Origin of the sequence: Testudinibacter sp. 'clade 2' (assembly GCF_006227735.1) — a bacterium.
In the GTDB taxonomy this organism is placed as follows: Bacteria; Pseudomonadota; Gammaproteobacteria; order Enterobacterales; family Pasteurellaceae; genus Chelonobacter.
The window spans coordinates 1-20,806 of sequence record NZ_VDHB01000076.1 but is presented as its reverse complement, the minus strand read 5'-3'; the positions used below and the strand labels follow the sequence as shown (position 1 = coordinate 20,806).

The 20,806-nt window shown below is 46.7% G+C and carries 15 protein-coding genes; 7 read left to right on the top strand and 8 right to left on the bottom strand.

Going from position 1 to position 20,806, the window contains the following annotated elements; all coding sequences use genetic code 11:
* Positions 1–3 precede the first annotated feature (3 nt).
* The 8 genes from ftsE to FHQ30_RS06875 form a co-directional block, all read right to left on the bottom strand.
* Entirely contained in the window at positions 4–663 is a 660-nt protein-coding gene (gene ftsE / locus FHQ30_RS06910) for a cell division ATP-binding protein FtsE (RefSeq protein ID WP_139611729.1), read from the bottom strand.
* A 34-nt stretch (positions 664–697) separates the two neighbouring features.
* On the bottom strand, positions 698–2,152 hold the full coding sequence (gene ftsY / locus FHQ30_RS06905; protein WP_139611730.1) for a signal recognition particle-docking protein FtsY: 1,455 nt from the start codon (positions 2,150–2,152) through the stop codon (positions 698–700).
* Positions 2,153–2,279: 127 nt separating this feature from the next.
* Positions 2,280–3,515 carry a peptidase T gene (gene pepT, locus FHQ30_RS06900; RefSeq protein WP_139611731.1) on the bottom strand — a complete coding sequence of 412 codons (1,236 nt, stop codon included), beginning with the start codon at positions 3,513–3,515 and terminating at the stop codon, positions 2,280–2,282.
* A gap of 20 nt (positions 3,516–3,535) precedes the next feature.
* The gene (locus FHQ30_RS06895) at positions 3,536–5,077 is read right to left on the bottom strand and encodes an AbgT family transporter (protein ID WP_139611732.1); all 1,542 of its coding nucleotides are present in this window, start codon (positions 5,075–5,077) and stop codon (positions 3,536–3,538) included.
* 122 nt (positions 5,078–5,199) lie between these two features.
* Positions 5,200–8,304 (bottom strand): efflux RND transporter permease subunit, encoded by a 3,105-nt coding sequence (locus tag FHQ30_RS06890; protein ID WP_139611733.1) that lies wholly within the window; start codon positions 8,302–8,304, stop codon positions 5,200–5,202.
* Positions 8,305–8,334: 30 nt separating this feature from the next.
* Positions 8,335–9,528, bottom strand: coding sequence for an efflux RND transporter periplasmic adaptor subunit (locus FHQ30_RS06885; protein ID WP_139611734.1), 1,194 nt, complete (start codon positions 9,526–9,528; stop codon positions 8,335–8,337).
* A gap of 41 nt (positions 9,529–9,569) precedes the next feature.
* Positions 9,570–10,139: a TetR/AcrR family transcriptional regulator gene (locus FHQ30_RS06880; RefSeq protein ID WP_139611735.1), complete on the bottom strand. Its 570-nt coding sequence runs from the start codon at positions 10,137–10,139 to the stop codon at positions 9,570–9,572.
* A 149-nt stretch (positions 10,140–10,288) separates the two neighbouring features.
* Positions 10,289–10,750: a DUF441 domain-containing protein gene (locus FHQ30_RS06875; RefSeq protein ID WP_139611736.1), complete on the bottom strand. Its 462-nt coding sequence runs from the start codon at positions 10,748–10,750 to the stop codon at positions 10,289–10,291.
* 300 nt (positions 10,751–11,050) lie between these two features.
* On the opposite strand from FHQ30_RS06875, the gene FHQ30_RS06870 reads away from it, so the two are divergent.
* From FHQ30_RS06870 to FHQ30_RS06840, 7 genes are all read left to right on the top strand, one after another.
* Positions 11,051–11,320: a chaperone NapD gene (locus tag FHQ30_RS06870; RefSeq protein WP_132965074.1), complete on the top strand. Its 270-nt coding sequence runs from the start codon at positions 11,051–11,053 to the stop codon at positions 11,318–11,320.
* A gap of 32 nt (positions 11,321–11,352) precedes the next feature.
* The gene (napA, locus tag FHQ30_RS06865; RefSeq protein ID WP_139611737.1) at positions 11,353–13,833 is read left to right on the top strand and encodes a nitrate reductase catalytic subunit NapA; all 2,481 of its coding nucleotides are present in this window, start codon (positions 11,353–11,355) and stop codon (positions 13,831–13,833) included.
* Positions 13,834–13,847: 14 nt separating this feature from the next.
* A complete protein-coding gene (gene napG, locus FHQ30_RS06860) occupies positions 13,848–14,615 on the top strand; it encodes a ferredoxin-type protein NapG (RefSeq protein ID WP_132965078.1) in 768 nt (255 codons plus the stop codon).
* Positions 14,615–15,484 carry a quinol dehydrogenase ferredoxin subunit NapH gene (gene napH / locus FHQ30_RS06855; RefSeq protein ID WP_132965080.1) on the top strand — a complete coding sequence of 290 codons (870 nt, stop codon included), beginning with the start codon at positions 14,615–14,617 and terminating at the stop codon, positions 15,482–15,484. Before napG ends, napH begins: the two co-directional genes overlap by 1 nt.
* Entirely contained in the window at positions 15,481–15,930 is a 450-nt protein-coding gene (locus FHQ30_RS06850) for a nitrate reductase cytochrome c-type subunit (protein WP_139611738.1), read from the top strand. Before napH ends, FHQ30_RS06850 begins: the two co-directional genes overlap by 4 nt.
* 14 nt (positions 15,931–15,944) lie before the next feature.
* On the top strand, positions 15,945–16,532 hold the full coding sequence (locus tag FHQ30_RS06845; protein ID WP_139611739.1) for a cytochrome c3 family protein: 588 nt from the start codon (positions 15,945–15,947) through the stop codon (positions 16,530–16,532).
* Positions 16,533–16,784: 252 nt separating this feature from the next.
* On the top strand, positions 16,785–20,806 hold a 4,022-nt coding region (locus FHQ30_RS06840), incomplete at its 3' end, for a S6 family peptidase (protein ID WP_176552763.1).

The following is a 20,806-nucleotide window of genomic DNA, read 5'->3' as shown; positions in this document are numbered from 1 at the left end:
CTCCTACTGAAATGCCCGCAGATGACCCTGTTCCAAGACTAAGGTCGGTTTTGGTTTTTGTTGAATGATGTTGTGGTCGTGAGTAGCAATTAACACAGTAACACCAATACGGTTAAACTCCTCAAACAGGCGAAAAATTTCCTGCGACAGGGCTTTGTCCAGATTACCGGTCGGTTCGTCTGCCAACAGCAATTGCGGTCGATTGACCACGGCGCGGGCGATATCCACTCGTTGTTGTTCGCCGCCGGAGAGGTGTGCCGGCAAATGGTTGGCACGGTGCAGCAAACCGACTTTGTCTAACGCTGCCGAGGCTCTGCGTTTAATTTCGTTCGGGTGCATACCGCTGATAATCAGTGGCAGAGAGACATTTTCCAATACTGAGCGATCTGTCAGTAAGCGGTAGTCTTGGTGCACCATACCGATTTGGCGTCGTAAAAACGGAATCTGCTCCGAGTTGATGCGGGTAATATCGTGACCGTTGAAAAACACATTGCCGCCATTGGCACGTTCAATCCCCATAATCAATTTCAGTAGCGTACTTTTGCCGGCACCGGAATGACCGGTCAGATAGCTCATGCTACCGATCGGCAGGTGGAAGCTCAAACCTTGCAAGGCTTGCTTGCCGCCCAGATAGGCTTTGCTGACATTCACAAAACGAATCATATTCTCTCTCTTATTGTTAGGAAGCGCTGACTTATTACTCGCTTTCCTGACTAAATAACGCTTCGATAAACTCTTTTGCCTCAAACGGACGCAGATCATCGATCTTTTCCCCGACGCCGATATAGCGAATCGGCACTTTAAATTGATCGGCAATGGCAAAAATCACGCCGCCTTTTGCGGTGCCATCCAGCTTGGTGAGCGTAATTCCAGTCAAGCCGACCGCTTCGTTAAACAGTTTTGCTTGGCTGATGGCATTTTGCCCGGTGCCGGCATCCAGTGTCAGCATAATCTCATGTGGCGCTTGTGGATCAATTTTTTGCATCACCCGCACAATTTTTTTCAATTCATCCATCAAGTTATTTTTATTTTGTAAGCGCCCGGCAGTATCCGCCAATAAAATATCGATATTTTTGGCTTTTGCCGATTCCAGTGCATCATACAGCACCGAAGCCGAATCGGAACCACTGCTTTGCGCCACCACCGGAATATGGTTGCGTTCGCCCCAAACTTGCAACTGCTCGACTGCTGCCGCACGGAATGTGTCGCCTGCCGCCAACATCACCGATTTGCCTTGTGACTGGAACTGACGTGCCAATTTGCCGATGGTGGTGGTTTTGCCGACACCGTTGACCCCGACCATTAAAATCACAAACGGTTTTTTATCCCCAATCACCAACGGCTGCGCCACCGGCTGCAAAATCTCTGCCATTTCGTCTTTCAGTTTTTGATACAACTGTTCGGCATCACGTAACTCTTTTTTCGAGGCATGCTGGGTCAGATTGTGGATGATTTTGGTGGTGGTCGGCATACCGATATCGGCGATCAACAGCTGCTCTTCCAGCTCTTCAAACAACTCATCATCAATTTTTTTGCCAGTGAATAGATTACGAAATCCGGAACCTAGGTTCTGTTTAGTTTTTACCAAGCCTTTCAGCAAACGACTGAAAAAGCCGCCTTCGCTCGGTTTTTCTTGTTCTTTGGGTTGTGGTGCTTGCTGCTGCGCCAACCGCACTTTTTCAGCGGCTTCCTGCTCAGCCTGCTGTTGTGCCAATGCTTCGGCTTGTCTAGCCGCTTCTTGTTCCGCCAACCGAGCTTTCTCGGCGGCTTGCTGCTCAGCTTGTTGTTGTGCTAATGCTTCGGCTTGTCTAGCGGCTTCTTGTTCCGCTTGCGCCAACCGCACTTTCTCGGCGGCTTCCTGCTCAGCTTGTTGTTGCGCTAATGCTTCGGCTTGTCTAGCAGCTTCTTGTTCCGCCTGCGCCAACCGCACTTTTTCGGCAGCTTGCTGTTCAGCCTGCTGTTGTGCTAATGCTTCGGCTTGTCTAGCGGCTTCTTGTTCTGCTTGCTCCTGCGCCAACCGCACTTTTTCGGCGGCTTGCTGTTCAGCCTGTTGCTGTGCTAATGCTTCGGCTTGCTGTTCTGTCTGCTGTTGCTCTTTGCTGCCCAAGCCTAACCAAGACCAAAAACCGCTCTTTTTCTTATTATCCGTCATTCCCGTTTTCTCACTAATACTTAGCCAATTCAGTGATGAAGTAAAGTCTGTTAAAGACCATTCAAATTGAGGGCTAGTTTATCACTTAACCGCTTTTTTTGTGAAATTTTCTCAACCGCACATTTTCTCAACCGCACTTTAATGATTTCGCCGCCTGTTTGATCAGCTGCAAAGTCAATTCGCAGGATTTGATAAATGACGGGATCGGTAAAAATTCAAATTTAGAGTGAAAGTTATGTGCGCCAGTGAAATAGTTCGGAGTGGTAATGCCTTTCACCGAAAGTGCCGCACCGTCGGTGCCGCCACGCATTGGAGTGACTTTTGCAGTGATGTCGAGCTGTTGCATGGCGCTGAACAGCAAATCAATTGAGCGGCGATCATCGGTTAAGGTGTTGGCGATATTGCCGTAAATATCCTCAATTTTACACTCTATTCTGATTTGTGGATATTGCTGTTGTAGTTGTGTAACTGATTGTAAAATAAAATCTTTACGCTGTTCAAAAACAGTTTTATCAAAATCGCGAATTGCAATTTGCAGCTTAGCTTGGCTTTGGTTGGCATCAACACGGTTAAACCACCAATAGCCCTCTTTTTGTTCGGTGCATTCCGGTGTTTGATTACGATCGAAACGGCTGATCAAATCATGGGCGACTAAAATTGGGTTGACCATCACGCCTTTTGCCGACATTGGGTGGGCGCTGACGCCGTAGATGGTAATGTCGGCAGCAGCGGCATTAAAGTTTTCGTACACCACTTCGCCCAGTTCACAACAGTCGATAGTATAAGCAAAATCCGGTTTGAAGCGGGTTAGATCCAGCTGTTTTGCACCACGTAAACCAATCTCTTCGTCAGGCACAAAAGCAATATAAATATCGCCGATCGGGATTTTTTGTTGTTGAATGATCGAAAGTGCGGTCATGATATTTGCAATCGCTGCTTTGTTGTCGGCACCCAACACGCTGGTGCCGTCACTGAAAATGATTTCTTGCCCTTGGTAGGCAAGAATTTCAGGGTGTTCGGCGACGTTCAACCTAATATTTTGTGCCGGATTTAATACAAGATCTGTACCGTCAAAGCGTTTAATTTGTGGTGAAATTTGTGCCGACAGCGCAACATCGACGGTATCCATATGTGCCACGAACCCAATTGGCGTAGCATTCGGCACGCTGCCGGGCAAAAGTGCGGTTACATTGGCATATTGATCAGTATGAATCTGGCTTAAGCCCAGCTGTTTTAATTCTTCCGACAATAATTCCGCCATTTTCCATTGCCCATCCGAGCTGGGCACGCTTGAAGCTGCGGCATTACTTTGGCTGCTGATTGCCAGATAACGAAAAAAGCGTTCAATTAGCTGTTGTTGCATTATGTTCTCCTTATGTGCAGTTAGGCTTTCGGGTAAGTGTAGCCACTGTCAAAACCGAGCGGAATCCCGAGCCACCAGTAAACATACAACACGAGAGTCAAGACGATAAATAAGCCGATGGTATAAGGAATCATCATCGAACACAATGTGCCGACACCGGTATTTTTGCAGTACCGCTGGCAGTACGAAATCAACAGCGGATAAAAGGCAAACATTGGGGTGGATACGTTGACCACCGAGTCGCTGATGCGAAATGCAGCTTGGGTTAATTCCGGCGAAATATTTACCGACATCAGCATCGGCACCAAAATAGAGGATAAAATTGCCCATTTTGAGGTGGCGGAGGTGATAATAATATTTAAAAGTGCGGTCAGGATTAATACGCCGAAAATCGTAATACCGGATGGCATTTGCAGTGATTTCAAGAACTCAGCGCCAGATAAGGCGATTAGCGTGCCAATGCCGGATCGGTTAAATGAGTACAGAAATTGGGCGCAAAAGAATGAAAATACAATGAAAGGCACTAAGGTATAGGTGATCTTTTCCATTGATTTCGTCACTGTTCGTGTATCGCTGAAGGTTTTGGCGATCACGCCGTGGATCAGTGATGGTACAGCAAAAAACAACAGCAATAACGGCACGATGATCTGCATAATCGGAGCAGTCGGGCTGGTCAGCGAGCCTTCCGGTGAGCGTAATAATGAATTTTGCGGAGCTGCAACAGCAAATAATCCGATGGCGATCAAAATGAAAACCGCACTTGCCCAACGAAAGGCTTTTAAATCCAGCGCAGAAGGCTGCTGGATTTCAATGTGTGCCGAATCCAGCTCGTTGGAAAGCGGCATGGTTCTTTTTAAACGTGGGTCTATGATTTTGTCAGTAATATACCAACAGACACCAATCACAAAAAACGTGCTGCCGAAACTCAAAAAGTAGTTCGCTAAAATATTGACCTCATAGCTTGGATCAATAATGCGTGCCGCATTTTGCGTAAAACTTTGCATAATCGGATCGATAATGGATGGCGTGAAACTGGCTGAGAAGCCACCAGCCAAACCGGCAAATGATGCGGCAATGCCGGATAACGGATGTTTACCGACTGAATAGAAAATCAGTGCGGCGACCGGCATTAAAATCACATAGGCAGAATCGGATGCGATGTGTGCAAAAACCGCAACTGTAATCACCGCCGGGGTTACGATATTTTTCGGAATGATATTTAAGGCGCGGCTCAAGCCAACGTTGATAAAGCCGCTGGCTTCGGCAATCCCGATACCGATGGTTGCGACAATGGTAATACCTAGAGGGGGAAAGTTGACGAAGTTTTTAGTCAGCGAGGTCAAAAATGCCAAAATTTCAGAAGGTTGAAATAAATTGACAATCACCAGTGGCTGCTGCGTAATTGGATTGATGTAGTCAAAGCTGAAGTAAGACAATCCCCACGAAAGCAGCCAGCAAATAATCAGGGCATATACAAACAACATGGTAATATCCGGCAATTTATTGCCGATATATTCGATTTTTTGCAGCCAATCACGCTTTATGGCTAATTTTTCTGACATTTTGCAAGACCTTAATATTGAAGAATAAGAAAGTATTTGTAGCAGTTTATGTTGTTTTAGTAAAGAAAAAGGGACTACCCAGACAGGTAATCCCTTTTGATGATATACAAAGTGCGGTCAACTTAATGCGGTTGATCCAATTGCCCGTGATCCTCGATAGCCGGTTGGTTTTCGTCAAACTCCGGCAGAGGTTTATGTTGGCTGGCGATAAAGCTGTAGATCACCGGCAACACAAACAGGGTGAACAATGTGCCGATTGCCAAACCGGAGATGATGACCACACCAATACTGAAACGCGAGATTGCACCGGCGCCGGAGGCGTACAGCAGCGGAATCAGCCCGGCGATCATCGCGGCGGTGGTCATCAAAATTGGGCGCAAACGAATACGAGCCGCTTCTGAAATTGCCTCGATACGGTTTTTACCGTGTAATAACTGCTCTTCTTTGGCAACTTCACACATTAAAATACCGTGCTTGGTGATCAGTCCGACTAAGGTGATCAATCCGACCTCCGAGTAGATATTCAAAGTCGTACCGACAAGCCCTAAGAAGTTCAGCAGATTAAGCATTAAGAGTGCACCACTGATCGCCAGCGGCACTGAAACCATGATCACTAGCGGGTCACGGATCGATTCAAATTGAATTGCCAAGACTAAGAAGATAATGATTACGGCTAAACCGAAAGTGGTTGCCAGCGTATTGCCTTCTTGTACATATTGCCGCGATTCACCACGGAAATCATAAGTGTAGCCTTGTGGCAATAGTTCGGCACCACTGGTTTGGAACCATTGAACGGCATCACCGATCGATCCGGTTGGGACGCCACTGATCACCGCAGAATTTAGCTGGTTAAAGCGTGGCAACGACAGCGGTTGGGTTTTTAGTTCCAGTTTAATTAAGCTGCTGAGCGGTACCGCACGTCCATCGGCAGCAATCAGGGAGTAGCTGCTCATGGATTCCGGATTCAGGCGTTTCTTGCGCTCCACTTCTGAAATAATTTTATAAGCACGTCCTTCAATGTCTACTCGAGTAACGGTAGCGCCGGAGAGGAAACTGCCTAAGGTGGCACTGATTTGGCTCATAGTAATACCATAGGAGTTGGCTTTGTCCATATCGATATCCATGTGCATTTCGGCGGTGTCGAAGCTCAAGTCCAGATTAGAGAAGATAAATTGTCCGGAGCGTTGTGCCGCCTGCCACACAGATTGAGCAATCAGCACCAAATCGGAGTAGTCATTCGGGGTGGTGATTACAAACGACACCGGCATCCCTTGTTCGCCGGTATCAATTTCTGGGAACGGAAAGCCGGAAACTGAAATTTCCGGGATATGTTTGGCTTTGTTGTTCAGATCGGCCATGATTTGGGCTTGGCTACGACTGCGCTCAGACCAATCCACCAGTGTGGCAATTGCCAGTGCATTGTTTGAGGCGGGTACCCCGGAAATAATTTGTGAAAATTGAATTTCAGGGGTCTCTTTCAACAAGGTTTCATAAGCTTTCATCGAATCTTGTACATAATCTATATTTTTATTGGCGGAAGTAGTTCCAATCGCCAATAAGGCGCCTTTATCCTCATTTGGCACCAGTTCACTAGAGAGTGAACTAAACAACACCGGCAACGTAGCGAAAATAATCGCAGCAAAGCCCAAAACCCAAATGCGGTTTGCCATGGTCAGTGCTAACAAAGTGCGGTAACCTTCGGTTAGTTTGTGCAAGAATCCTTCGACACAGCGTTCCAATTTGCTTGGCGTAGCGCTGGCTTTCAATAGGTTGGCACACATCATCGGTGATAAAGTCAGGGCAATCACGCCGGAGATCAAAACTGCTCCCGCCAACGTCAAGGCAAACTCTTTGAACAATGTACCGGTGATTCCACCCATCAGCGCCATCGGCGAGTAAACCGCACACAGGGCGATGGTCATCGAAATGACGGGAACAGCGATTTCTCGTGTTCCGATAATGGCTGCACGGAACGGTGTTTCACCCAACTTGATGTGGCGATCAACATTTTCCAAGACCACGATCGCATCGTCCACCACCAAACCAATCGCCAGAATCATTGCCAGTAGTGTCATCAAGTTAATCGAGAAATCAAAGGCTTGCAACAACATGATGACGCCAATCAGTGAGATCGGAATCGTCACCACCGGCACAATCATGGCACGGAAAGAACCGAGGAACATGGTGATCACCACCAATACGATCAAGGTCGCTTCCAGAATGGTTTTCACCACCTCATCAATCGAGCTGTTAATCGCAATCGTACGGTCATACAACACTTTTGCCTGAATGCTCGGCGGTAAGTTCTTCTGAATAGTGTCTAATAACGGATAGATATTTTCGATCACGGTCAGTGGGTTGGCGCTGGACGCCGGTTCGATTGACAATACCACTGCATTTTCGCCATTGGCAACAGCACGTGCATTATCGCTTTCTTGATCCAGTTCGACGGTGGCAATATCGCTTAAATGGACTAATTTATCATTGTCAGCACTGATCACCAGATTTTTTAGCTGCTCAACATCGGTAGTGGTGGTGTTGACTTTATTTTTAATCACGGTGTACCAGCCGTTGGTGCTGCCTGCGGCGGTCTGCACATTGTTGCTGGAAAGTGCGGTCATCACTCTTGGGGCAGAAAGCCCTAAGGCCGCCATTTTTTGTGGATCCAGCCAAATTCGCATGGCATACGGCGTACCACCGAAAATATCGACTTTAGCCACGCCGGGAATGGTGAAAAACTGCGGTTTGACCACCCGTTGGATGTAGTCGGTCACTTGGCTTGGGTCAAGCTGTTCAGAAGTAAAACTGACATACATCATCCCCGAACCACCCGTTGAAGAGGTAATGGTCGGGTCGTCAATATCACTCGGCAAGGCAGAGCGCACCGAATTGACTTTAGCCAGAATATCCGCCAATGCTGCATTCGGGTCAGTATTCAATTTCATTTTGACGGTAATAGTTGATACGCTTTGACGGCTGCTGGATGACATATAATCAATATTATCGGCTTGCGCAATTGCCTCTTCCAACTGTGAGGTCACGAACGCCTGAATCAAATTAGCGTCGGCACCGGCATAGACGGTGCTGACGTTGATCACCGTGGTGGTCATTTTCGGGTATTCCCGCACGCTCAGTTTAGAAACCGCCTGCAAGCCTAAAATGACGATTAAAATACTGATCGCGGCGGCCAAGACCGGACGGCGAATAAAAATATCAGTAAAACGCATATATTTTCCTATCTTTTTGTCTGATTTTGCTTACAACTTCGGTGTTGCAGCAGGCTGCTCAGTACCAACACCGGCTTGGTCTGAAACCACAACCAGACTGCCGTTACTCAACCGCTGTTGTCCGCCGGTTACGATGATATCACCGAACTGTAACGAACCGCTCTTCAAGTGAGAGTAAATGCCGCTGCGTTCCAAGGTGTTGACCGTCACCAAATTAGCACGATACATCTTGTCCAGATCTTTGTTATCAGCATATTTTTCTTTGTCTACCTCGGAAAGTGCGGTCAAGCGATAGACACTTTCACCGTACATATTGTAGGCAATTGCCACTTGTGGCAACACGATTTGATCGTATTCGGTGGTCAGTGCAACCCGCACTCGGGCAAACATACCGGACAACAATTTGTCACGACTGTCTTCGACGGTGGCTTGCAAATCGATCAAGCCACTGGTTGAAGTAACCGCCGGCTCGATCGCCGAAATTTTGGCAGAGAACGTTTCACCGGCAAAGGCATCGACGACTGCGGTGACTTTTTGTCCGATAAACAGATTTTCTAAGCTATTTTGTCCTAAAGAAAAATCAATTTTGGTGGTGCTGATGTCTTCCACCCGCACCATTGCCTGCCCGATGGTAACATATTGTCCAACATTGACTTGGATGATCCCGGTGACGCCGTCAAACGGCGCATAAATTTGGCGACGAGCAATGGTGGCTTTGGCCGCTTCAATATTGGCAACCAATGCCCGATAGCTGGATTCGGCATTATCCAATTCACTTTTTGACACACTTTTACTGCGAAACAGGGTTTGATAACGTTGGTAGTTCGCCTGTACTGAGGTTAATTGAGCTTGATAAGCGGCTAAATTGGCTTTTTCCACATCGGAATCCAGTTCGATCAGCAAATCCCCTTTTTTAACCTGTTGCCCCGCCTGCACAAAAATCGATTTCACCGTGCCTGACATTTGTGAACTGAGCATCGCACCCTGATTTGGACGGATAATACCGGTGGCTTCGATAGCCGGTGTCCATTGTTGAGTCTGTACGGTGGTCACGGTGACTGGGTTGATTGCTTCCGGCATATTGGCAAAATAGGCTGCCATGCCGCGTGATTTCATCATCTGTAAGCCAATAACGGCGGCAAACGCCAGAATAACAATGAGAAGCACCAATTTCATCACGAAAGAGCGCGATCTCTTAGGCTTGTTAGTTTGAATATCTGACATAAAAAAACTCCGTAAGAATAAAAATAGGATTGGTTTTGTAGTTAATAGCAAATACTTTGCCAAGTTCTGCGGATCACATCTTCAAGAATTTCAACAGCATAGGACTCATCATAGTGTGCTTGCCGAAAAGCCAGTTTGATGGCGCTTCCTAAGCTTAGCGCAAATAAAACATCATGTGGCAAGCTGGATAGAACTCGTTGCTTCTGCCCATGTTTAATAAATGTATTCCAGATATCTCGGCGTTGGTGGCAGCTTTTAACGAGTTCACTAAATCCGGGAAGACTGTCATATTGGTAGAAATTCTTTAAAACATGTGGATTTTGCTGGAAAAATTCCCAAAAATTCCACCACATTTGACGATATTGCTCAAACAACGGTGCATCAGGATTGTGCTTTTTAACTAGCTGGGCATCAATTCGCGCAAAGAGATATTTTGCCAAATTGCTTAACAACTCTTCTTTATTGGTAAAATAGATATAAATAGTGCCGACAGAAATTCCGGCAGCTTTGGCGATTTTTTGCATTGACAGGGTGTGTAAACCGTCTTCTGCCATCAATTTTTCTGTTGCAACAAGGATTTGCTGGGCAGTTTGCGTTTCAGAATATTGCATGGGTTGAACCGACCTCAAAACGGTTAAATGAATGAACGTTCATTTTAGTCAGTTTGGTGTTGCAATTCAAGAAATAAAACAATGCTTTGATTGTTTTTCGTTCTATTTGGTGCTGAGTCAGCCTTAAAAGTGCGGTTATATATGACTATTCAATTGAAGCGACTTAAAATTAATGACAGCATACCTGCGGCAATTAATGGTCCAACCGGAACGCCTTTGAAAAAAGCCACTCCGGCGATAGTACCGATTAACAGCCCTGTGATGATTGATGGGTGAGCACTCATTAACGTGACACCTCGCCCACCGAGCCAAGCAACAAAAATACCGACAACGATGGCAAGTATCATTTTCCAATTCAATAACAAGCTGCCGATGCCGTCCAATTTGATTTTACCTGAAACCAGCGGGCTGAGCACACCGATGGTCAATACCGTAATGCCGATGTGTAATCCGTATTTTTCAAGCCACGGGATATGCCGTTCTAATGGCGTTTGCTGCATCAGCAGCAACACGGCAGCAGAAATAATAATAGAATTATTATGGCTGAAGTAACCGAGAATAATCAGGAAAATCAACATTGCTGCGGCAGCATTAAACTGAAAGAAAGACATAAAATTTCAAATTAAAGGGATAATAGTACCAATCTACTGGTGAGCAGGTGAAAAAGCAAGTGCATGATCACATTTAATCGTAATATAGAAAATTATATAACCATAAGTTTGTCGCATATGACTTGATATAAATCAAAAGTCTCAAAGGTAAGCGGAAAAATACCTCTTTATAGTCATTAAATCTAGACGGAAAGCATGGATAATTTTATTTTCAAAGTTGTGATTGACCGCACTTTGCATTTTTACACACTATTATGCGGTGAAGTCAGTGGGATTTAAGACAGGTTTCGGGAAATTGAGATGAGTGATTCAAACAGAGAAAACAGTGCCGAATGGCATGTTTGTGGTGTGGTGGTGCAGTGTCGACCACAAGATGTTTTCCCGGTCAAAACCGCTTTGCAACAAATGGATTATACCGAGATCAACGCGGTTGATGAAAATAGTGGCAAACTGGCAGTAGTGATGGAGTCGCACAGTCAGAGCGCTTTATTAGAACGTATGGAGGCGGCGCGCAATATTCATGGCGTGTTGGCTGTCTCTTTGGTGTATCACCAACAAGATCAGAATTAATCAATCGGATGTGGGAACAGACGGAGGAACAGATGAATCTAAGTCGTCGTGAATTTATGAAAGCCAATGCTGCAACGGCAGCAACTATGGCTGCCGGTTTAAGTATTCCGGTGGTGAATGTCGCTGCTGCGGATAACGCCATAAAATGGGATAAAGCGGTTTGCCGTTTTTGTGGTACCGGCTGTAGCGTGTTGGTCGGCACACAAAACGGACGTGTGGTGGCATCACAAGGAGATCCGGATTCCGAAGTGAATCGTGGTTTGAACTGTATCAAGGGCTATTTCCTGCCGAAAATTATGTACGGTAAAGACCGTCTGACTCAGCCAATGTTGCGGATGAGCAATGGACAATATGACAAACACGGTGAATTTACCCCGGTCAGTTGGGATGTTGCCTTTAATACCATGGCAGATAAGTTTAAAGCGGCGATTGCTAAGAATGGGCGCAATGCCGTAGGTTGTTTCACTTCCGGACAATCGACGATTTGGGAAGGTTATGCCCTGAACAAATTATACAAAGCCGGATTACGTTCCAACAACGTTGATCCGAATGCGCGTCACTGTATGGCTTCTGCTGCGGTGGCGTTTTTGCGTACCTTTGGTATTGATGAACCGATGGGCTGCTATGACGATATCGAACAAGCCGATGCTTTCGTGCTGTGGGGTTCGAATATGGCGGAAATGCACCCGATTTTGTGGTCGCGGATTACCGATCGTCGCTTGTCGAAAAAAGATAGCCAAGTCTTTGTGTTATCGACTTTCGAGCACCGCTCTTTTGAACTGGCGGACTACGGTATTGTGTTTACTCCGCAAAGTGATTTGGCAATTCTGAACTATATCATCAATTATTTGATCCAAAATGATGCAATCAACTGGGATTTCGTCAACAAACATACCAAATTCAAAAAAGGCGACACCGATATCGGTTACGGCTTACGCCCTGAACATCCGTTAGAACAAAAAGCACAAAATGCCGGTAGCGGTAAAATGCATGACAGCACCTTCGAAGAGCTGAAAGCGGTGGTTGCCGAATATACACTGGACAAAGCCCACGAAATCAGTGGCGTGCCGAAAGATCAATTGGAAGCCTTGGCAAAACTGTATGCGGATCCGAATAAAAAAGTTGTTTCTTACTGGACCATGGGCTTTAACCAACACACTCGTGGTGTGTGGGTTAACCATTTGATGTATAACGTTCACTTGTTGACCGGCAAAATTTCACTACCGGGCTGCGGACCATTCTCGTTGACCGGACAGCCGTCAGCTTGTGGTACTGCGCGTGAAGTGGGGACCTTTGCCCACCGTTTGCCGGCGGACATGGTGGTGACGAATGAGAAACACCGTGAGATTTGTGAAAAAGCGTGGAAACTGCCGAAAGGTACCATTTCAGATAAAGTCGGTTATCATGCCGTTGCTCAAGACCGCGCACTAAAAGACAGAAAAATGAATGTGTTATGGGTGATGTGTAACAACAACATGCAGGCAGGTCCAAATATCAATGAAGACCGTTTGCCGGGCTGGCGCGATCCGGAAAACTTTATCATTGTTTCCGATCCTTATCCGACGGCCAGTGCGTTGTCTGCCGATTTGATTCTGCCAACTTCAATGTGGGTGGAAAAAGAAGGGGCTTACGGTAATGCCGAGCGCCGCACTCAATTTTGGCATCAACTCGTGCCGAAAACCGGAGATTCTCGTTCTGATTTATGGCAGTTGGTCGAATTTGCCAAATATTTCAAAGTGGAAGAAGTTTGGGAAGAAGAGCTGTTGGCGCAAATGCCGGAATATCGTGGCAAAACACTGTACGATATTTTATTTACCAATGGACAAGTAGATAAATTCCCAATCAGTGATTGGGATGACAGCGTGTTGAATGATGAATCGCGCCATTTTGGTTACTACATTCAAAAAGGCTTGTTCGAAGAATATGCTGCGTTTGGTCGCGGCCATGGCCATGATTTGGCTGATTTTGATGTGTACCACAAAGCGCGTGGTTTACGCTGGCCGGTAGTGGAGAACAAAGAGACCCTGTGGCGTTACCGTGAGGGTTATGACCCGTATGTCAAAGCCGGAGAAGGCGTGAATTTCTACGGACAGCCGGACGGACGTGCGATTATTCTTGCTGTGCCGTATGAGCCACCTGCGGAAGCGCCGGATCAAGAGTATGACTTGTGGTTATCCACCGGTCGTGTGTTGGAGCATTGGCATACCGGCACCATGACCCGTCGTGTGCCTGAGCTGCACCGCTCTTTCCCGAATAACTTGCTGTATATGCATGCATTGGATGCCAAAGAACGAGGTATGCGTCATGGCGACAAAGTCAAAGTGATTTCTCGCCGCGGCGAAATGGAAACGTATTTGGATACCCGTGGGCGTAATAAAGTGCCGCAAGGTTTGGTGTATACCACTTTCTTTGATGCCGGTCAGTTGGCAAACGTATTGACGTTGGATGCAACCGATCCGATTTCAAAAGAGACCGACTTCAAAAAATGTGCGGTTAAAGTGGTTAAAGCTTAAGTTTAGGCCAATTGATGAATAAGCCAACGGTTAATCCGAACCGTCGTCGTTTTTTGAAAGACGCAACTCGCACCGCCGGTGGGTTGGCCGGAATCGGATTACTGCTTGGCTTGCAGCAGCAACAAAGTCTGGCAAGAGAAGGCGTGGCGTTACGTCCGCCTTTTGCGCTAGAGAATGATAAAGATTTTGCCGCAGCGTGCATTCGTTGTGGACAGTGTGTGCAAGCTTGCCCTTATGACATGCTGCATTTGGCGTCATTGTTATCACCGTTGGAAGCCGGAACGCCTTATTTTATCGCACGTGATAAGCCGTGTGAAATGTGTGAGGATATTCCCTGTGCTAAAGCTTGTCCGAGCGGGGCGTTGGACTCGACCCAAGATAATATCGATGATTCGCGTATGGGACTTTCGGTACTGCTGGATCAAGAAACTTGTCTGAATTGGCAAGGCTTGCGTTGTGATGTGTGTTATCGGGTTTGTCCGTTAATCGACAAAGCGATCACGCTGGAAATGCAGCATAACAATCGCAGTGACCGTCATGCCAAATTTATACCGACGGTTCATTCGGACGCTTGCACCGGCTGTGGTAAATGTGAACAAGCTTGCGTGTTGGAAGAAGCAGCGATTAAGGTATTGCCGATGGCGTTGGCAAAAGGCATGTTAGGGCAGCATTACCGCTTGGGTTGGGAAGAGAAAGAAAAAGCCGGGCATTCCTTATTGCCTGATGAGATGATTAAGTTACCGACTCGCTTACCGGAAACCTTGCCGGTGGAGAATCGATAATGGCAAATCCGATTAATCAGGCAGGACGGGAAGCCCGACAAAAATTGGGCTGGTGGCATGCCAACCGTTTTCTGTTTTGGCGGCGGCTGAGCCAGCTGAGTATTCTGGCAATGTTTCTCAGTGGGCCATTATGGAATGTGTGGATTCTACGTGGCAACTACAGTAGCAGCATGTTACTGGACACTATCCCGCTTTCTGATCCACTGATGTTGGCGCAAAGTCTGGCGGCAGGACATCTCCCGCTGTTTACCGCACTTTTGGGCGGAATTATCGTGATCGCGGTATACGCATTACTCGGCAGCAAGGTGTTTTGTGGGTGGTGTTGTCCGCTGAATGTAGTGACCGATGCGGCAGCGTGGCTAAGACGTAAATTGAATATTCGTCAAAGCGCCAAGCTAGACCGCACTTTGCGCTACGGCATTCTGATCATGATTTTAATCGGAAGTGCGGTCAGCGGCATGCTGTTATGGGAGTGGATTAATCCGGTTGCGGCATTGGGGCGAGCTTTGATTTACGGCTTTGGTGCTACGCTCTGGTTGATTTTAGCGCTGTTTTTATTTGATTTATTGTTGGTCGAACACGGCTGGTGTGGACACCTTTGTCCGATTGGCGCCGCTTACGGCGTGATTGGCGCCAAAGGCATCATTCGGGTGAAAGTCATTGAGCGTGAGCGTTGTGATCGCTGTATGGACTGCTTTAATGTTTGCCCGGAGCCACAAGTTTTGAGAAGTCCTTTGTTTGGCAGCAAAGATGAAAGTTTATTAGTTTTATCCCGTGATTGCATCAGTTGTGGTCGTTGTGTTGATGTGTGTCCGGAATCCGTTTTTCAGTTTACGACAAGATTTGATCATGCGAGGAGTGAGCGATGATTAAAAATACAAAAGCATTAGTATTGGTCAGTTTATTATTGGGTGGCGTCTGCACGCCGATTTTGGCACAGGACGTACAGCCTGTCGGCAAAGATATTGCCAGTTCCCCGGAAAGTATTGCACCGGCATTTCATAACCAGCCAAAAGAAAATGAGTTGGCGCCGTTGAATTATGTGAACCAACCACCGATGGTGCCACACAGTACTAAAAATTATCAAGTGACCAAAAATACCAACCAATGCTTGGATTGTCACAGCGTGCAGGCGTCTCGTACTACCGGTGCAACCCGTATCAGCCCGACTCATTTTGTCGGTCGTGATGGCGTTGTCAGCGGAGAAGTCTCGCCACGTCGCTATTTTTGTGTTCAGTGCCACGTTTCGCAATCTGATGTTGCCCCCATTGTGCCGAACGAGTTCAAACCATTGCCCGGTTACGGTGAAAAATAAGGAGATTGCTGATTATGTTAAAGAACCTTATTAAGCGTTTTTGGCACTGGTTCCGTTCGCCGAGCAAAATTGCGGTCGGCACGTTGTTAGTCGTGGCTTTTATTGCCGGGATTGTTTCTTGGGTCGGCTTCAATTACGGTATGGAGCAGACTAATACCGAGGAGTTCTGTATCAGTTGTCACAGCAATGATGTCTATCCGGAATATCTGCATACTGCCCACTACCAAAACCGCAGTGGTGTGAAAGCCACTTGTCCGGATTGCCATGTGCCGCATGAGTTTGTGCCGAAGATGATCCGCAAGCTGCAAGCCAGTCGTGAAGTGTATGCTCATGTGATGGGCTATACCGACACAATCGATAAATTTAATTCCCGTCGTTTGCATATGGCAGAGCGTGAGTGGGAGCGAATGAAAGCCAATGATTCACAAGAGTGTCGCAACTGCCACAACTTCGATAACATGGATTTCAGCCAACAAAAAACCGTTGCGGCAAAAATGCACGAAAAAGCGATCAAAGACGGCAACACTTGTATTGATTGTCACAAAGGTATTGCCCACCAATTGCCGGATATGCGCGACGTGAAAGATGCCAAAGCGTATTAGACGCTATAATTTTTCCTGCTTAAAGCCTGAACTGTGTGGTTCAGGTTTTTTTATATAAAATCTATTGCTGAAATAGTTATTCTTTATCAGTGTTTTAATTGAATAATTACTTTAATTGATGTAAAAACTCCGTAAAAATTTTAAAAATGATGCTATAATCTTCAAATTAACTAGTTGGTGATTAAATTTCAACCTTTTGATGAGATCTGGCTCACTTAAATATCGATAAATTTTTAGCGACAGGAATGGAATATGTACAGTAACCATTGGACAACATTATTCAAATTGAACTTCTACAGCAAAGCACGCGGTTATTCTCCGATATTATTGTTTTTGCTTGCGCCACTATATTTGAGTAAAAGCTATGCCGGGGTGATTCGGCATGATATTGATTATAGCGACTATATCCAATTTGGAAATAACGCCGGCAAATATGCAGCCGGTAACCAGAATGTTGCGGTCTATAAAAAAGACGGTAGTCAGAATATCGGCAGCCGTGAAGGAGACGGCAAGAGCAGTATTCCACTCATGCCGGATTTTTACTCTGTCTCCGATCGAGGGTTTGCTACACCGCTTAGTTATAATATGGTGGTGACGGCAACACATATGAAAGACAGTTACACCAATGAAACTTATGGCAAACGTTTTTATCGCACGGATCTGCCATTGTTTAAAAATAGTAATAGCAGCGACAAAGATGTAAAAGAACATGCCTATTTAGAATTTATTTTGTCTGCTGACAGCATTGCCCGTAATGAGTATGGCCATAAACCCGATATCAATTCTATCAATGGTTCTTATTTCCGCAATACCGAAGATATCGGTGTTGATACGTCGGTTATTCGCACCGATAAAATGATGTTTGATACCATTCCCTATCCTGTTGCCACTTTCGGCAATGTTGCCAAGGAGGATTTGCTGGCACGCAATGGGGCGGGGATCTTTATTCAACCGCTGCAAGATGCTTATTCCGGTCCGGCAGGTAACATTATTTCCGATAGTTATCGCTATATCCACGGCAGTTTGACGCAAGTCAGAGAGATTAACTCGGTTGCCGGACAGAATGTCTCTTTTTGGCTTGACCCAGAGAGTCAAACCGCACTTGACAGTTCCAGTATGGGTGGCGACAGCGGTTCGCCGGTTTTTTGGTGGGATAAAACCGTACAAAACTGGTTGTTGTTAGGGGTCAACTCGCAAGGCGGCAATAATGCGAGAGGCTACGGTAAAATTGGGATTATGCAGACCGGTAATCTGGCTCAGGTTTTAAATAATGCGACCGCAACCCAAGAGATTACCGCCGGACAAACAATTAAAATTGATACCCGCCAAAATAATATTGCGAATTTTCAATTTTTCGCTGATGGGCAGAAACAAGCTTCGTTAGAACTGTATAAGCGACGAGTCATGGGATCATATCACAGCGGAGCACGTCCTTGGGTTAAAGATCTTTATTTAAATAATAGTGGTGATGGCAGCGTCACGTTGCAAATTGATGGCGACACCGATATTGGCACCATTCCGCTGTATTTTAACAGCAATGCGACTATTCAAGGGCAAGGAAAGTTCGATCTCAGCGGTTTTTCGGTGGCAGAAGGGAAAACCGTCACTTCCAACCTAACGCTTGCCCAAGGCAGTGATTGGCGCAAAGTGGGCGCAGGGACATTACGCATTGCGGGCACCGAACCCGGACAAGGCAGCTTGGCGGTAGGTGAAGGCACGTTAGAACTGGCGAATCAAGGCACGGCCGCAGATAAAGTGATGTTGGCTACCGGGCGTGGTACGGTTAAATTGATTAACCCAAATCAATTAAATAATAACCAAATCTATTTTGGTGTACGAGGCGGCAAACTGGATTTAAATGGGCATTCACTGAGTTTTAATGATATTTATCACCTCGATCGCGGTGCCAATATTAGCAATGAAAACCATACACAAAAATCAACCTTTACCTTTACCGCCGATGGTGAGCGCAACTATTTAGGCAGCTTCAACGGCAATCTGGATCTGCAATATAAACCGTCACAGCCGACCGCACTTTGGCATTTGCGTGGCGACAGCCGGATTGAGGGCGATTTACATATTCAACAGGGGCGGGTGAATATTGCTGCAGATCGCTTGATTTATACCACGATACTCAGAAACGGTTACGATATACAAACATCCATCGGTGATGCGGATCGTAGAGAATGGCGCCCGAATAGTTTCCAAGCAAAAACAATCACATTAGAAGATGGCGCAAGTTTAGGTATCGGACGTGCGGCAACGGTAATCGCAGATACCATCACCTTTGCCGGTAACAATCAGTTAGAAATAGCGGTGCAAGATAGCAAGCGCCACAATGCCGATGCCGCCAGTATTAAAGGCGATAAATTCTTGGATCCGACTTTCCATGATCCTTCTCTGAAAGCCAATTTACAGTTTAATGGTGATAATAATCGAATTAATATCACCACGCCGGACGGCTTTACTACAACCATCGAAGGTGGTATGCATGGTGCAGCAGCGATTAATACGGCAGGAAAAGGCCGTGTTATCTGGAAAAACAGCAGCCCAACAGTGCTGCAAACTAAAATCACGGCGAAGGATACCGCACTTCAAATCGACAACAGCGCCAGTTTGGATCTCTCATTGAGCAACAACACTGATAATATTGTGTTGAATAACCAGAAACAAGCCACGCTACGTTTTGCGCCATCGGCTGCGGTCTTGGGTGAAAACACTAAGATCAATCTGGATAACGGCAGCCAGTTAACCTTTGCCGGCATGAGCCAAAACACGACTCAACGTGATGTGGCGATTAATGCCGATATTAATACCGTGAACAACAATGGTGTATTACCGACAATTACGCTATCCGATGAGAATACCACTTTTCATTTTAAACAACCTCAATTAGACAGCAATCTGATATTACAAAATGGCGCATTAGGCTTACATAACGCTTTGACCATCAGTGGCGACTTCTCGGCAAGCCCGGAATATGCATTGAGCAAGTTGGTATTTGGTCATATCAACAAAGCACAACTTAAACCGGTAAACGGAACGGAATATGAATTAAGCAATAAATTGACGGTGAATGGACATGTCAGTGGTATAGTCCAACCGGTTTTCTCCTTGTCGGATGAGGTGACAACAATGCTAGTCGATTCGGTGCAGAAACTGACATTTGTCGACTATAACAGCGGCTCGCTATATTTTATCAATGCGCCGCGTATTGTGAATAAAGGCGTGGAATTTAGTTTTACTCAAGACGATAAACATACTTTCTTAATCGATCAAGCAAAAATATCTGCCGCAGAGAAAGAAAAACAAGAAGCCGAACGCTTGGCAGCAGAAAAAGCCGCCGCTGAACAAGCTGCCGCAGAGAAAGCGGCTGCTGAAAAAGCTGCTGCTGAAAAAGCCGCTGCAGAGAAAGCCGCTGCCGAGAAAGCCGCTGCTGAGAAAGCCGCTGCTGAACAAGCCGCTGCCGAACAAGCGGCCGCAGAGAAAGCTGCTGCCGAAAAAGCCGCCGCCGAAAAAGCTGCTGCTGAAAAAGCCGCCGCTGAACAAGCTGCTGCTGAAAAAGCTGCAGCCGAGAAAGCTGCCGCTGAACAAGCCGCTGCTGAAAAAGCGGCCGCAGAGAAAGCCGCTGCCGAAAAAGCTGCCGCAGAGAAAACGGCTGCCGAAAAAGCCGCCGCCGAAAAAGCTGCTGCTGAAAAAGCCGCCGCTGAACAAGCTGCTGCTGAAAAAGCTGCAGCCGAGAAAGCTGCTGCCGAGAAAGCCGCAGCCGAAAAAGCTGCCGCTGAACAAGCTGCTGCAGAGAAAGCTGCAGCCGAGAAAGCCGCTGCTGAAAAAGCTGCCGCCGAGAAAGCCGCTGCTGAAAAAGCTGCCGCCGAGAAAGCTGCTGCAGAGAAAGCTGCTGCAGAGAAAGCTGCTGCAGAAAAAGCGGCTGCTGAACAAGCTGCTGCTGAAAAAGCTGCCGCCGAGAAAGCTGCCGCTGAACAAGCTGCTGCAGAGAAAGCCGCCGCTGAAAAAGCGGCCGCAGAGAAAGCCGCTGCAGAAAAAGCCGCTGCTGAACAAGCTGCCGCAGAGAAAGCGGCTGCCGAAAAAGCCGCTGCCGAACAAGCTGCCGCTGAACAAGCTGCCGCAGAGAAAGCCGCAGCCGAAAAAGCTGCTGCTGAAAAAGCCGCTGCTGCTGAAAAAGCTGCCGCAGAGAAAGCTGCCGCAGAGAAAGCCGCTGCCGAGAAAGCTGCTGCCGAAAAAGCCGCTGCTGAAAAAGCCGCTGCTGAGAAAGC